Origin of the sequence: Bradyrhizobium sp. (genome assembly GCF_027307225.1) — a bacterium.
Classification (GTDB): Bacteria; Pseudomonadota; Alphaproteobacteria; order Rhizobiales; family Xanthobacteraceae; genus Bradyrhizobium.
This window is the reverse complement of sequence record NZ_DAHUXJ010000157.1, coordinates 1-14,517: the sequence shown is the minus strand read 5'-3', so window position 1 is coordinate 14,517 and position 14,517 is coordinate 1. Positions and strand designations below refer to the sequence as shown.

General features: G+C 62.2%; 15 protein-coding genes. 5 read left to right on the top strand and 10 right to left on the bottom strand.

Features of this window, described 5'->3' with window-relative positions; all coding sequences use genetic code 11:
* Positions 1-20: 20 nt before the first annotated feature.
* Positions 21-620 (bottom strand): hypothetical protein, encoded by a 600-nt coding sequence (locus tag M6D32_RS26310; protein ID WP_298261877.1) that lies wholly within the window; start codon positions 618-620, stop codon positions 21-23.
* Positions 621-906: 286 nt separating this feature from the next.
* Here M6D32_RS26310 and M6D32_RS26305 point away from each other — a divergent pair, with 286 nt between their 5' ends.
* Together M6D32_RS26305 and M6D32_RS26300 are read left to right on the top strand one after the other, a co-directional pair.
* The gene (locus M6D32_RS26305; protein WP_298261875.1) at positions 907-1,086 is read left to right on the top strand and encodes a hypothetical protein; all 180 of its coding nucleotides are present in this window, start codon (positions 907-909) and stop codon (positions 1,084-1,086) included.
* Between the two features lie 149 nt (positions 1,087-1,235).
* The gene (locus M6D32_RS26300; protein ID WP_298261873.1) at positions 1,236-1,640 is read left to right on the top strand and encodes a DUF4864 domain-containing protein; all 405 of its coding nucleotides are present in this window, start codon (positions 1,236-1,238) and stop codon (positions 1,638-1,640) included.
* 104 nt (positions 1,641-1,744) lie between these two features.
* Here the strand turns inward: M6D32_RS26300 and M6D32_RS26295 are convergent, their stop codons facing one another.
* Positions 1,745-2,980 (bottom strand): MFS transporter, encoded by a 1,236-nt coding sequence (locus tag M6D32_RS26295; protein WP_298261871.1) that lies wholly within the window; start codon positions 2,978-2,980, stop codon positions 1,745-1,747.
* 305 nt (positions 2,981-3,285) lie between these two features.
* On the opposite strand from M6D32_RS26295, the gene flhA reads away from it, so the two are divergent.
* Both flhA and M6D32_RS26285 read left to right on the top strand, forming a co-directional pair.
* Positions 3,286-5,412, top strand: a complete 2,127-nt coding sequence (flhA, locus tag M6D32_RS26290; protein WP_298261869.1) for a flagellar biosynthesis protein FlhA — start codon at positions 3,286-3,288, stop codon at positions 5,410-5,412.
* A gap of 344 nt (positions 5,413-5,756) precedes the next feature.
* Positions 5,757-5,957 carry a hypothetical protein gene (locus M6D32_RS26285; protein ID WP_298261866.1) on the top strand — a complete coding sequence of 67 codons (201 nt, stop codon included), beginning with the start codon at positions 5,757-5,759 and terminating at the stop codon, positions 5,955-5,957.
* A gap of 338 nt (positions 5,958-6,295) precedes the next feature.
* Here the strand turns inward: M6D32_RS26285 and M6D32_RS26280 are convergent, their stop codons facing one another.
* The 4 genes from M6D32_RS26280 to fliI form a co-directional block, all read right to left on the bottom strand.
* Positions 6,296-7,162 (bottom strand): anti-sigma factor, encoded by an 867-nt coding sequence (locus M6D32_RS26280; RefSeq protein ID WP_298261972.1) that lies wholly within the window; start codon positions 7,160-7,162, stop codon positions 6,296-6,298.
* A gap of 3 nt (positions 7,163-7,165) precedes the next feature.
* Positions 7,166-7,711: a sigma-70 family RNA polymerase sigma factor gene (locus M6D32_RS26275; RefSeq protein ID WP_298261864.1), complete on the bottom strand. Its 546-nt coding sequence runs from the start codon at positions 7,709-7,711 to the stop codon at positions 7,166-7,168.
* Positions 7,712-8,119: 408 nt separating this feature from the next.
* The gene (fliJ, locus tag M6D32_RS26270; protein ID WP_298261862.1) at positions 8,120-8,539 is read right to left on the bottom strand and encodes a flagellar export protein FliJ; all 420 of its coding nucleotides are present in this window, start codon (positions 8,537-8,539) and stop codon (positions 8,120-8,122) included.
* A 106-nt stretch (positions 8,540-8,645) separates the two neighbouring features.
* Positions 8,646-9,971 carry a flagellar protein export ATPase FliI gene (fliI, locus tag M6D32_RS26265; protein WP_298261860.1) on the bottom strand — a complete coding sequence of 442 codons (1,326 nt, stop codon included), beginning with the start codon at positions 9,969-9,971 and terminating at the stop codon, positions 8,646-8,648.
* Positions 9,972-10,338: 367 nt separating this feature from the next.
* Between fliI and ctrA the strand changes: the two genes are divergently transcribed.
* A complete protein-coding gene (gene ctrA, locus M6D32_RS26260; protein ID WP_008138878.1) occupies positions 10,339-11,040 on the top strand; it encodes a response regulator transcription factor CtrA in 702 nt (233 codons plus the stop codon).
* A gap of 555 nt (positions 11,041-11,595) precedes the next feature.
* Here ctrA and M6D32_RS26255 read toward each other — a convergent pair.
* The 4 genes from M6D32_RS26255 to M6D32_RS26240 all read right to left on the bottom strand — a co-directional run.
* Positions 11,596-12,474 (bottom strand): protein-glutamate O-methyltransferase CheR, encoded by an 879-nt coding sequence (locus M6D32_RS26255; protein ID WP_298261858.1) that lies wholly within the window; start codon positions 12,472-12,474, stop codon positions 11,596-11,598.
* Positions 12,471-13,640: a chemotaxis response regulator protein-glutamate methylesterase gene (locus tag M6D32_RS26250; protein WP_298261856.1), complete on the bottom strand. Its 1,170-nt coding sequence runs from the start codon at positions 13,638-13,640 to the stop codon at positions 12,471-12,473. Before M6D32_RS26250 ends, M6D32_RS26255 begins: the two co-directional genes overlap by 4 nt.
* A gap of 93 nt (positions 13,641-13,733) precedes the next feature.
* Positions 13,734-14,099, bottom strand: coding sequence for a response regulator (locus M6D32_RS26245; RefSeq protein WP_298261854.1), 366 nt, complete (start codon positions 14,097-14,099; stop codon positions 13,734-13,736).
* A gap of 60 nt (positions 14,100-14,159) precedes the next feature.
* On the bottom strand, positions 14,160-14,517 hold a 358-nt coding region (locus M6D32_RS26240; protein ID WP_298261852.1), incomplete at its 5' end, for a chemotaxis protein CheW.

Genomic DNA, 14,517 nt, shown 5'->3' with positions numbered 1-14,517 from the left:
GATTTAGCGATCCCGCGCGCTCACGCCGCGTGCTGGGAGCGGTCGTCATCGGCACCGCCGGCGTCGAGAATGGCGCAATCGAGACTCGAGGCGCTGGCCTCGCACATCACCTGCGAGACGACGTTGCCCGACCTCTCAAAGGCATGAGCGAGCGCTTCAAACTGTGCCTTGGCCACCCGCAACGTGGATAGCGGAACGGCAATCGAGCCGAACGCGATGGCGGGGGACGCCGCCTGGAGAGCGGCCAGACGGGCTTCGGCCTCCTCGGCACGCTGCATGAACTCAGCTTGCCGCCGTTCCAGTTCGGCGACGGTGAGTTCGCTGCGCGCCTTTTGTTCGGCGAGGCCTGATCTCAGAGCCAGGATTTCGTGCCCGAACGCGCCGATCCGCTCTTCAAGCGCCCGGCGCACCTCGGCGTAGGCATCGCCTCTGGTTCGTTCGATGCGAAGCAGGGCTTCGGTCTCCTTCAGCAGATCGATATGCGCCTCTAACATCTTTGCCGCGCCAAGCAGGTTTTCGGCGTTGCTGCCGTTCGACATCAGGTCGGCGAAGCGGTGCAGGAAGCGCAAAATATTCGCGGTTTCGTCGGCCGTCGGCCAGGCTGCATTTGGTTCGGTCATGAAATCCGAATGGCGAAAAGCAAAAATGCAAAGGACTTCGGCGCCACGCCAAGCGCACCCGAAACAAGACTAACGCCCCACCCCTCTGCAGCGACGAATCTACGAGAGTCGCGCCCTGCCTGCTCGCCAATCTGAACTCAAATTGCCACTTATCCCGCGATTTTCAGCGGGGAATGCTGATAATTGGCGGCCGCCCCCGTATTTCCCGCAAATTAACCGGAGGCGCCGGTGGCCACGATAGAGTGCGGACGGCCGAACAACCACCACGGGCAACAAGGCGACCGACATGACCAGCAACCTCGAACGTGCCCTGGTCAGCATTCAGCCGACCCGCAATCGTCACGACGTGCGCCAGTATGAGTGCCCGAAATGCAGAAGCGCGTTCCGCATTGTCGTGCAGCGCAAGCCGCTGGAATCCGACGACCTGGTATTTGACTTCCCCACCCGGCACGCGCTCGCCGGATAACAGCTACGGCCCCAAGCGCCGCCGTTTCAGCGATTGCCAAAAGACCCCGATCAGCGCTCACATTCCCGTGGGAGGCATTTTGCGCCGTTGGCGACGTATCGCGGCTGGATATAGGCTCGCCACATCGTCGTCTGTGCGGGGATAGACCCATGCGCCGCTTCGCCTTGCTCTTTGCCTTTCTGGTCCTGTGCGCTTCGCCGGCGGTGGCCGACGATGCTGCCACCGCGCAATCCGTCATCCGCTCGCAGGCCGAGGCCTTTGCGCGCGACGACGCGGCGGCGGCCTATTCCTATGCGGCGCCGGAGATTCGCCGGAGGTTTTTGCAAGCCGACATATTTCTGCGCATGGTCCAGAACAGCTATGCTCCGGTCTATCGCCACAGGAGCTTTGAATTCGGCGAGACGCGCACCGCCGACGGCAAGATCACCCAGCAGGTTCACATCGTCGACAGCGACGGCGTGCCGTGGGACGCGCTGTACACGCTCGAACAGCAAGCCGACGGCAGCCTGAAGATCGTCGGCTGCACGCTGATCAAGATCGGCCAGGAGGTGTAGCGCGCCTCATCCTGAGGAGGCCGCAACGCGGCCGTCTCGAAGGATGACCGGTTTCGCTATGGTTCGAGACGCGCAGCCTTGCTGCGCTCCTCACCATGAGGACCTCACGCCATCGCCAACCGCTGGCGCGCGCGGAGCAACAATCCCACGACGATGGTCATGTTGAGCGCGTTCCAGGCGAGCCCGTTGAGGAACGCCGCGCTATAGGAGCCGGTGGCGTCGAAGATTACACCCGATACCCAGCCGCCGAACGACATGCCGAACACCGACGCAAAGATCACGATCCCGATCCGCGTGCCGGCTTCGCGGGCCGGCATCGCCTCGCGCACGATGATGGCATAGCTCGGCACAATGCCGCCCTGGAACAGGCCGAACAGCGCGGAGATGACGTAGAGCGACGTGAGGCCGTCGAAGAACAGGTACATCAACAGCGCCGAGCCTTGCGCGATCGAGCCGATCAACAGCGTGCGGACGCCGCCGATCCGGTCGGCGAGAAAGCCCGAACCGATCCGGCTGATGATGCCGAAACCCAGCATCAGCGACAGCATCTGCGCACCGCGCGCCACGCCATAGCCGAGATCGCCGCAATAGGCGACGATGTGAACCTGCGGCATCGACATCGCCACGCAGCAGGCGATGCTGGCGAGCGACAGGATCGCGGTGAGCGCATTGGTGGAGAGCCCCAAGTCGACCCGCGGCGGCGCCGCATCGACGTGGCTGCGCCGCGTTCCCGATCCCATCAGAAGGCGCAACACGATCAACGCCAGTGTCATCGCCACCGCCGTGAAGATACCGATGCCGATGTGGGTAGAGCGCCAGCCGGCCGATTGCATGCCCCAGCTGATGACGGGTGGCCAGATCGTGCCGCCGATGTAGTTGCCACTGGCGGCAATCGCGACCGCCAGGCCGCGATAACGATCGAACCAGTGCGAGGCCTCCGCCATCAATGGCCCGAAGGTCGCGGCGGACGACAGGCCGATCAGAAAATGCACCAAAATGAATTGCCAGATGACCGACGAGACTCCCGCGCCGATATAGCCGAGACCGAGAATGCCGATGCCGACACCGATCGCCGCGACGATGCCGTAGCGGTCGCTGATCTTTCCGGTGACCACCTGCCCGATGCCGAAGCCGAGCATGACCAGCGTGAACGCGAGCGAGGCGGTGCCGCGCGCCACGCCAAACTCGCTCTGGACGGCGGGCAGCGCCACCACCACCGACCACATGCCGACGCTGCCGAGTGAGCCGATCAGCACCGCCACGGCAAGGCGAATCCATGCCCGACGCGAATCGGGAATGAACGGCTGAGAATGTCGGGTGACGTCTACGGTCGTGTCCACGGCGTAGCCAAATTGGTCGGCGGGCGACCGTGGGTCAACCCACAATGCCGCGATATTGGGCATGCAGATGCGCCACAACCCGGCTGCACCGGGGGCGGACGACAAAAATCCCCGCATTAACCGTTTGCTAACCATACACCGGGCAAAAATTGCCCAGTTACGAAGTAGAGTGACGTCAGCCGCGTAAAACGGGGGAGTACTCCGTGGACGCCAGTGCGGTGCCTCACTTTCGAAACGGCGGGCCTGCTCCCGCCGCGCAGACGTTTGGCCGCCGTGGTCGTCATTCGCGAGAGGATTCGAGTTCCATGGTTGATGTCACGGCGGGTCAGGGCGGCGCGGCCCCCTCCGCGTTCAGCCTCAGCGAAATCGGCAACATCATCAAGCGCGGCGATCTCGCGCTTGCCTTCGGCATCCTCACCATCCTGGTGGTGCTGATCCTTCCGCTGCCTTCGGTCATCCTCGACCTGTTCCTGGCGATCTCGATCACGCTGTCGATCCTGATCCTGATGACGTCGCTGTTCATCCAGGCGCCGCTGGAATTCTCGGCATTTCCGACCATCCTGTTGATCTCGACCATGCTGCGGCTGTCGCTCAACCTCGCCTCGACGCGGTTGATCCTCTCGCACGGCCATGAAGGAACGGACGCCGCCGGCCATGTGATCCAGGCCTTCGGCGGCTTCGTGATGGGCGGCAATTACGTCATCGGCATCATCGTCTTTGCGATCCTGGTGATCGTGAACTTCGTCGTCATCACCAAGGGCTCGGGCCGCATCGCGGAAGTCGCCGCGCGCTTCCACCTCGATTCGATGCCGGGCAAGCAGATGGCGATCGACGCCGACCTGTCGGCCGGCCTGATCGACGAGAAGGTCGCCAAGGAGCGGCGCAAGGCACTGGAAGACGAAAGCGGCTTCTTCGGCGCCATGGACGGTGCCTCGAAATTCGTGCGCGGCGACGCGGTGGCCGGCCTGCTCGTCGTGTTCATCAACATCATCGGCGGCATCATCATCGGCGTCGCGCAGCAGTCTCTCAGCTTTTCCGAAGCCGCCCACACCTACACGCTGCTGACCGTCGGCGACGGCCTCGTCACGCAAATCCCGGCGCTGATCGTCTCGACCGCGGCCGGCCTTCTGGTCTCCAAGGCGGGCGTCTCGGGCGCAGCCGACAAGGCGCTGATGAAGCAGCTCTCCGGCTATCCGCAGGCGCTCGGCATGTCGTCGGGCGTGATGCTGGTGCTCTCGCTCCTGCCCGGCATCCCGATGCTGCCGTTCCTGGCGCTTGGCGGCGGCGCGGCCGCGCTCGCCTTCTATGCCCGCAGGCGCAAGCGCGCGGCAACCCAAGCTGCCGCTACCAGCGCGGCGGCGACTCCGTCAGCGGGCAGTGCCGCGGCGGCAGCCGAGGAGCCGATCTCAGCGGCGCTGAAGATCGACGATCTCAAGATCGAACTCGGCTATGCGCTGCTGCCGCTGGTGAACGGTCCCGACGGCACCGACCGGCTGACCGAGCAGATCAAGGCGCTTCGCAAATCGCTTGCGATCGAGATGGGCTTTGTGATGCCTTCCGTGCGCATCCTCGACAATGTGCAGCTTGAGGCCAACACCTACATCATCAAGATCAAGGAAGTGGATGCCGGCACGGGCCGGATCTGGCCGAACCAGTTCATGGCGATGGACCCCGGCGGCAGCCAGGTGGACGTGCCCGGCATTCACACGACCGAGCCTACATTCGGTTTGCCGGCGACCTGGGTCGACGCCAGCCTGAAGGAGGAAGCAACGCTAAAGGGCTACACGGTGGTCGATGCGGCCACCGTGATGTCGACGCACCTCACCGAGCTGCTCAAGAACAACATGTCGGACTTGCTGTCCTATGGCGAGGTGCAGAAACTCATCAAGGAGCTGCCGAAGGAGCAGGGCGAACTGGTCAAGGACATCGTGCCGGCCCAGATCACGATCTCCGGCATCCAGCGCGTGCTTCAGCTCTTGCTGGCCGAGCGCATCTCGATCCGCGATCTCTCCACCATTCTCGAGGGCATCGCGGATGCGCTCGCCTTCTCGCGCAACCCGGCAACCGTGGTCGAGCATGTCCGTGCGCGCCTGGCGCGGCAGATCTGCGCGCAGAACACCACGTTCAATGGCTACCTGCCGCTGATCGCGCTGTCGGCGAAATGGGAGCAGGCCTTTGCGGAGTCACTGGTCGGCCAGGGCGAAGAGCGCAGTCTCGCGATGCAGCCGTCGCGCCTGTCGGAATTCATGACGATCGTGCGCGAGCGGTTCGAACAGGCCGCGCGCGAGGGTGAATCGCCGGTACTGGTCACGTCTGCCGCGATCCGGCCGTTCGTCCGTTCGCTGGTCGAGCGCTTCCGCGCCCAGACCACGGTGCTGTCGCAGGCCGAAATCCACCCCCGCGCGCGCCTGAAAACGGTCGGCAGCGTCTAGTCTAGCAGGCGGCTCAATTCATCAAGCCAGAAACCCGGCTGGGTGTCCGCGAAGCAGCGCTGGAGGACTGTGCTTTTTCGCCACAGGCAATCAATTTCTTTATTTTCCGTAATCCGGAGCTATTTTTCCCCAGAAGCTACCAACTTTACTAAGTAACTATATTTGCTATTAGATTCTGAATTTTGAGCCCTTCCGGCGCAAAATGGATCGCGAAAGATCACCGCTTTGTGATCACATCTGGGGAAACAATGGTCCAATTCCTACGTTTCTTGACACGAGGTGTGTGAACCTGTCGGCGGACCAGGACGACGAATCCGGAACAAGGGCAGGCGGCGGAGGCAGGGATGAATCATTCGATTTACAGCGCCGATCGCACGACGCACCTCAAGATTGTCGTCGTGGCGCTGGTCGCGGGCATCGCGGTTGCAGGCTTTGGAATTTCGGCCCGCACGTTCTCGGACGACGGCTCGACACAGACCGCGCGCGTCGTCAAGGCAGGCAAGCCGGTTGTTGTAACCAGCACGAACACGATGGTGGTCCGATAAGAGTTTTGTGAATTCACGCGGCGCTTTACCAGCCCCCCAAAGTTGCCACGTGGATATATGGAAGACCCAACTGTCCCCCAAGTTGGTCCCCAGAAAACGCCCGCTCCCCACGGGCGTTTTCATTTTTTTGCGATTGGGTCGGCGAGCGCAAGCGAGCCGGCGTGGGAGTCTTCAAGTAGCATTCATGCCCGACTTTTGCGGCAACGTTGACACCCCCACCCGACCGTCGCTTCGCGCATAGGCGATGCAGAGCATCGGCGTTCTTCTTAAGGACGCCGACCGAAGGTCGCCTATGCACCCTCCCACGCTTCGCGGGGGAGGGATGAAACGGCTTCCACTCAGCGCGAAGGCGGCGGGACGGTTTCGATCAGCTTGCCGGTGATGATGGGAGCCGAATGCGGATTGCCGTCGGGCGATCCGCCGGCCTGCTCGACCGTCACCGCATAGGTCGCTGACTTCACCATGTCGGCGTCATAGGACGCGAGCACCGGACGCGAGATGAATTCGCTCCCGCCGATCACGCCCAGCGAGCGCGGCTTCGGCAGCTTGTCGGAGATCAGCCACAGCTCGAAGCTCGAGCCTGCTTCGGCAGAGGCGCCAACCTTGCGCACGGTAAAATTCCTGGTCGCGCCGTCGACGGTGAGGATGAAGGCCGGGCCGCCACCCTCTTTCTGAAGCACGGCGACATATTGCGCGGAAGGTTGTGGCGCCGGCGGCGGCTTGACTTCCGCGACCTGCGGTTTCGCCTTCGGCCGCATGCTTTCCGGCAAGAGATCCGGTACCGACACGCCGACCCCGATCATCACCACCAGCGCCGCCGCAATGGCCGATGTTGCGGTCGCGATCGTGCGCCAGCGGTTCGCCGTCTTTACCAGCCGGATCACATTGGAAGGCTCTGCGGCAAGAACGGGCGCGGCCTCGACTTCAGGCGCCATCGGTCGCGGCTCCGGGTCCGGCAGCAGGATCGGTGATTGCTGCCCGGAGTGGCCGATCGCAGAGCGGATCTTTTCCCACACTTCGGGGCGCGGCTCGACCGATCCAACCATCTGGTTCAGCGCGCTGAGCTTGTGTTCCCAGGCGAGAACCACGCCCGCGAAATCCTTGTCGGCGGACATCATGACTTCGACCTGCGCGCGCTCATCGGCGTCGAGTGTGCCGAGCGCGTATTCCGCGGCGAGCGCGATATGGTCCTCGCTATAGGCCATCATTCAAAGTCCGAGACACTCCCTGATATCCATCATGCTGCGGCGCAGCCATGTCTTCACCGTGTTCACCGGCGCTGCGAATTTCTCCGCGAGCTGCTCGCGGCTCCAGCCGTTGTAGTAGGCCAGCAGCACCAGCTTTTGCCGGTCGGGCTCCAGCCGTCCGACACATTCCAGAAGCCGCTTCAGGTCTTCCGTCATCTCACGCCGCGCCAGCGGATCGGGTGCGTCGGCTGCCACTTCCATGGCGGCCGGCTCTTCCTCGATCGAAGCCTCGGTTCGCTTGCGCACCACATCGATTGCCCGATTGCGCGCAATCGATGCCATCCAGGTGATCGGCGAAGACTGGCCGGGATTGAACCGTCCGGCGCTGTTCCAGATCTTGACGTAAGCTTCTTGTATGACCTCCTCGGCGAGATCCTGTCGGCGCAAGATACGCAAAACGACGCCAAAGAGTTTCGCCCGCGTGGCGGCGTAGAGCCGCTCGAAGGCGGCCTGGTCGCCCTTCGCCACGGCGGCAATCAGCCAGACCAGCTCTGCTGGCGTCAGCATAAGCGTCCCCCAAATCGCGGGCCTGTCGCTTGCTTTGAGAGAAAGCGGTAACCGCGAACCCGTCGTATCCCATCTTGCGACGAATCAGTCTACCTGGAAAGACATCGCCGCTGTGAACGGGTGCCACAGCGCCGGCCCGGAAAGCCACGCGAACATGGCAGGTAACATGGGCAGGCAAAAACCCGGACCTTGCGGGGTCCGGGTTTCGGCAGTCCAAACGATATCGGGGAGACGAAGCGCGCCCTAGTGCCGCCTATTTGAAGTTCCTGCACCACAAGCGGCTAATTCTGTTCAGGAACTTCAAATAGAAAAGCGGCACTAGAATCAATAAGTCTGCTAGTGCCCATAGCTTTCCGAAGTCCGTGAAAGGTCGTGCTGAGATGTAACACGGACTTCGGAAAGTGGGCACTAGGCGATGGCCCCGATCCGGGCGCGCATCAAGCCGATGCTGTCCATATCGGCCTGCTCGCGGGCGCTCTCTTCGGCGCGCTCGCGCGCCTGATCGCGCTCGTCCAGCAGTTCGACCTTCTTGAGTTCGTCGAACGCTTCGGCCAACAGGCCGCGCGCCTCCTCGAGCTGAACGCGCAGCTCTTCGGCGGAACGGGTGAGATTTTCCCGGCGCTGGATCGCCGCCTTGGCGTAGGTCGGATAGGCGAAGTGCGAGGGATCGTTGATACCGGCGCGTTCCTGTTCGGTCTGGATTTCGCGCTCCAGGTCGACCGACATCCGCTGGAAATCAGCGATCATGGATTCGATCTGCGAGACCCTGCGGCGCTTTTCGTCGACCTGAAATTTCTTCAGACGGATAAGCGTTTCACGTGACTTCATCGACTCATACTCCCCAGAAGTCCCAATTTGGCTAAGGGACAGCACCGGCTCCCCTGCGGGGCCCCGCCGGCGTTACAACTGTGGCGCGGATGATGGCCTGACAAAGTTAGCGTTCCGTTTCCAAACCCTTCAGGATTCGATCTAATCGCCCATAACCTTCGTTAAGGGCGGTACTCTCGTCTTTGGCCTGGCGCAAAAAGGTCTCCAGGGGCTCGTGCAGGCGGATCGCCTCATCCACCTCGACGCTGGAGCCCGCTTTATAGGCCCCGAGCCGGATCAACTCCTCCATATCGGCGTAAGTCGCCATGACCTGGCGGGCCTTGGTGATCACGGGCAGGAAGGCCGGGTCGGCCGATTTCGGCATCGTGCGCGAAACCGACTTGAGAATGTTGATGGCAGGAAACCGGCCGCGCTCGGCGATGCGCCGTTCCATCACGATGTGGCCATCAAGGATGCCGCGAACGGCGTCCGCGATCGGCTCATTATGGTCGTCGCCATCGACCAGCACCGTAAAGATGCCGGTGATGGTGCCCGCGCCGACGCCGGGGCCAGCGCGTTCGAGCAGCTTCGGCAGCTCGGTAAACACAGTCGGCGTGTAGCCTTTGGCGGTCGGCGGCTCACCGGCCGAAAGCCCGATCTCACGCTGGGCCATCGCAAAGCGCGTCACTGAGTCCATCAGGCACAGCACGTCCTGGTCCTGGTCGCGAAAATGTTCGGCGATCGCAAGCGTAAGATAAGCGGCCTGCCGCCGCATCAGCGCGGGCTCGTCGGAAGTGGCGACCACCACCACCGAACGCGCCAGCCCTTCATCGCCAAGGTCGTCCTGCAGGAATTCCTGCACCTCGCGGCCGCGTTCGCCGATCAGGCCGATCACCGTGATATCGGCATCGACGTTGCGCGCGAGCATCGACAGCAGCACCGACTTGCCGACGCCCGAGCCTGAGAAGATGCCGAGCCGCTGCCCCCTGCAGCAGGTCAGGAAAGTATTGAGGGCGCGCACGCCGAGGTCGAGCGGGGCGCCGACCCGCCTGCGGGAATGCGCCGGCGGCGGCGCGTTGCGATAGGGTACGGGCGAGGCGCCGTGCTCCAGCGGCCCCTTGCCGTCGATCGGCTCGCCCAAAGCGTTGAGCACCCGGCCGAGCCACTTTGCCGACGGGCGCACCTGGTTGCCGGAATTGCCGATCACCGCGCGGCAGCCGCGCCTTACCCCGTCGAGGCCGGCGAAAGGCATCACAACGGCATTGTTCCCGGTGAAGCCGATGACCTCGCAGGGAATGAAACGGTTGTCGCCGGTGTCGATCACGATGCGCGCGCCGACGCTCATGGCGTGGATGGGACCTGCGATCTCCACCATCAGGCCGCGAACGCCGACGACGCGGCCGTAGATGTTGATGCCGTCGATATCGCTGATCTGTTCGGCGAGCGCCTTCATTGCGAAAACCTTAAGTTTTCGCAGCTTGGAGGCCGAACCTTAACTTGGTGTTTACTCGCATCGTTAATCATTACGTCACTGTCTTTGGTGACTGAGGTCGCTCGACCTGGGTTCAGGAAGGGCGAATCTTGAGAGTCGAATAGAACCGACTCTTAATGTAGAGCTTGAACGAGATCGGATACGAAAAGCTGCTTCGACGCAATATCTTAGGGCGATTCGAAAAAAATTGCACCTCAAGGCCTTGCGGATCAGAATCAGATTTTGTTAACCATATCCCGTCAGGATCCGAATCAGTTGTTCAAAGGCGTTTTGAGTGCCGCAAGTGCGGCCGACCTGACGCCCGGAGCGGCGACGATAGGGGACTGGCATGCGCGTTTTGCTGATAGAAGATGACAGCGCCGTCGCGCAGTCGATCGAGTTGATGCTGAAATCCGAGAGTTTTAACGTCTATACGACGGATCTCGGCGAAGAAGGCGTCGATCTCGGCAAGCTTTACGATTACGACATTATCCTTCTCGACCTTAACCTGCCCGACATGTCCGGCTATGACGTGCTCAAGCAGCTGCGGGTCTCCAAGATCAAGACACCCATTCTGATCCTCTCCGGCCTCGCCGGCATCGAGGACAAGGTCAAGGGTCTCGGCGTCGGCGCCGACGACTATATGACCAAGCCCTTCCACAAGGACGAACTGGTCGCCCGCATCCATGCGATCGTGCGCCGTTCCAAGGGTCACGCCCAGTCGGTCATCCAGACCGGCGACCTCGTCGTCAATCTCGACACCAAGACGGTGGAAGTCGGCGGCCAGCGCGTGCATCTGACCGGCAAGGAATACCAGATGCTGGAGTTGCTTTCGCTCCGCAAGGGCACCACGCTCACCAAGGAAATGTTCCTCAACCACCTCTACGGCGGTATGGACGAGCCGGAACTGAAGATCATCGACGTCTTCATCTGCAAGCTGCGCAAGAAGCTCGCGAATGCTTCCGAAGGCCGCAACTTCATCGAGACCGTGTGGGGCCGCGGCTACGTGCTGCGCGAGCCGCACGAGCATGAAGAGCGCATTCCCGCCTGACCTTTCGTGCGAGCCCGTAGGCTCACTCCTCCCAGACTGAACCCCGCCGCAAATGGCGGGGTTTTTATTTGGGGATTGAAGCCTAGTGTCCCGGTTCTGACATTCGTATCATATCGCGACAGGCACTTTTACGAATGTCAGTACCAAAGGGACACTAGCAACTAGATGATTCTAGTGTGGCTTTGACTCTGACGTTCCTTTGAGGAGCTCGCTGCAAGACTGAAAGGAACGTCAGAGTCGCCACACTAGGGCAGGCATGCCGCGACACCCGGGTTATGCGAATCTAGTGCCCACTTTCCGAAGTTCGTGCTCCATCGCAGCGCCCACTTTCACGAACTTCGGAAAGTCATGGGCCCTAGCAAACTTATTGATTCTAGTACCGCTTTATCGATCTGAAGTCCCTGATCAAATTTCGCCGCTTGTGGTGCAGGGACTTCAGATCGGCGATACTAGGCCCAGTGCCGCCCATTTGAAGATCCTGCATCAAAGGCGGTGAATTCCAGGAACTGCAAATGGTGCACCGGCCGTCTCGCGACCGAAGCGTGGAGGAAAGATCTACCGTGCGGCTACCGCGGCGACTTTTGGCGGCATGACGCCCATCAGAAGCGGCTTCACGCTCCGCATCGCGTTCGGGCGATAGAGCCCGCGCCGGTCGGGATAGGGCTTGAAGGCATCCGAAATTCCCACCACGGACTCGGCGGCACCGAGCACCAGGAAGCCGTCGCCTTCGACCAGCCTCGACATGCGCTCGAAAATGACAGCTTTGGTGTCCTGATCGAAATAAATCAGGACGTTGCGGCAGAAAATGATGTCGAAGGTTCCGAGGTGGCTGAAATCCTGCAGCAGGTTGAGCTGGCGATGCTGGACCATCGAGCGGATGTCGGCGTTGAGCTGCCACATGTCGCCGACCTGCGTGAAATGCTTGACCAGGAGTTGAATCGGCAGGCCACGCTGAACCTCGAACTGGCTGAAAATGCCCGCCTTGGACTTTTCCAGAACGCCTTGCGACAGATCGGTCGCGACGATGTCGATCCTCCAGCCCGCGAGCGCCGCGCCCATCCCCTTCAGGCACATCGCGATCGAATAGGGCTCCTGCCCCGTGGAAGAGGCAGCGCACCAGATGCGCAGCGTGCGTCGCGCCGCGCGCGCCTGCAACACCGCCGGCAGCATGGTGTCCTTGAGATGATCGAACGGGGTCTTGTCGCGGAAGAAGAAGGTCTCGTTGGTGGTCATGGCTTCGACCACCTCGGCAATCAACGGCTCCGCAGCTCCCGCCTTCATCTTCAGAACGAGATCGGTAATGCCCGCGAGGTTCGCCTTGCGTGCCAGCGGCACCAGCCGGCTCTCGACCAGGTATTGCTTGTCTGCGGACAGATCGAGCCCGGAACGCTCCTTCAGGAGCTTGCGCAAGAACTCATAATCCAACGGCGTCACGAGCGATCTCCTGAAAACAGCTTCACCAGTTTCGGTGCGATTTGATTGAGCGGCAGTACCGCCGAGCAGATGCCGGCATGGGCAGCCGCGCCCGGCATGCCCCACACCACGCTTGTGGCTTCGTCCTGGGCGATCACGCTGCCGCCGGCCGCGACAATGTCCTTGCCGCCGCGCATGCCGTCGGAGCCCATTCCCGTCAGGATCAGCGCCAGGATGGACCCCTGCCAGACCTCGACCGCGGAAGCGAACAGAGGATCGACCGCCGGCTTGCAGAAATTCACCGGTGGACCGTCATCGAGAACAATGACCGGCTCCGTCCCGTGGCGCACCACGCGCATATGGCGGCCACCCGGCGCGAGATAGATGTGACCGGCCTTGACCGCTTCGCCGTCGACGGCTTCCCGCGCCGGCCGGTTGCTGGAGCGCGCCAGGTGCTCGGCCAGAATCGTCGTGAACGTCGGCGGCATGTGCTGGGTAATGAGCACCGGGAAACGATCGATCACCGGAGCGATCTCGGCGACGACGCTCATCAGCGCCTGCGGGCCGCCGGTCGAGGAACCGATCAGAAGCACGCGGGGATTTTGCGTCGAGAAGTTGCGCCGCACCACCGGTGCGACGGCAGGCGCAGCCATTGGCGCGCGCGCCACGATCTCCCGCATGCGGTCGGCGGACGGCACCAGCGACGGCGCTGCGGTCGGATGCGAAGCTCGGCGGACCTTGGCGCCGAGATGCCGGATCTTCCGCACCAGATCGTGGCGGAAGGTCTCTGCGGCGCCGGCCTCGCGCGTGCTTTCCGGCTTGGGGATATAATCCGAAGCGCCAAGCGACAGCGCCTTGAAGCTGATCTCCGCGTTGCGGCGGGTCAGCGTCGACGCCATGATGACGATCAGGTTGCGTTTCTTCGCCAGCAGCAGCGGCAGCGCGGAAATGCCGTCGAGCTCGGGCATTTCGATATCGAGCACGGCAATATCGGGGTTGATGCGCTCGAGCTGGTTGACCGCCTCGCGGCCGGTACGCAGCGCCGCCGCCACGACGATGTCGGGCTCAGACCCAAGCCAGCGCGAAATCATGCCCCTGATGACGATGGAATCGTCAACCAGCATCACCCGCAGCGGCTCTTGCTGCACCGGGCGAGGGGCCGCCGGACTTGTCAACGCAACGCTCATACGCACCAACCGAACTCAACTCACCTGCTGCAATCAAAATTCACTGTCAGCAGCATCGCCGGCGCCCGCAAGCCGCCGGATAGCTACACCCAATCAGATCAGACCGACTTCCTGGAACTTGGCCGTGACGATGTCCTTGTCGAACGGCTTCATGATGTACTCGTTGGCGCCGGCGTGAAGCGCACGCGCAATATGGGCGACGTCGTTTTCCGTCGTGCAGAACACCACCTTGGGCTGATCGCCGCCGGGCATGCGGCGGAGATTGCCGAGGAACTCGTAGCCGTCCATGATCGGCATGTTCCAGTCGAGAAGGATCGCTTCCGGCAGGCTGCGTTTGCAGACCTCCAGCGCCTTCTCGCCGTCCTCGGCCTCGACAATCTGGAAATCCAGGCCTTCCAGAATGCGCCTAGCAACCTTTCGAATGACGCTCGAGTCATCCACGACCAGACATGTTTTCATTGTTGTTGCCCTTATCCTTGGAAAAACAGTTGCGGTTCTTCGCTACGCTCTCGTCTGACCTCAAGCCGCCATCATCTCGGGCGAAATTTCGAGCACCCGCTCGACGTCGAGAACGACCATCAATTGCCCGTCGAGGCGGTGCACGCCTCCGGCAAGCTTCGCCATGCGGGGGTCGAGGTTGACCGGATTTTCTTCGCGGCTTTCGTCGGGCAGCCTCAGCACCTCGCCGATCTGGTCGATCAGCAGGCCATAGGACTCGCCGCGCAGATCGACGCCGACCGCCATTGGCGGCTTGCCGTCGTCGTTTTTCGGCAAGCCGAGACGAGCCCGCATATCGATCACAGTGACGATGCGGCCACGCAGGTTGAGAACGCCGGCGATTTCCCGCGAGGCCAGCGGAACGCGGGTCACGCGTTCC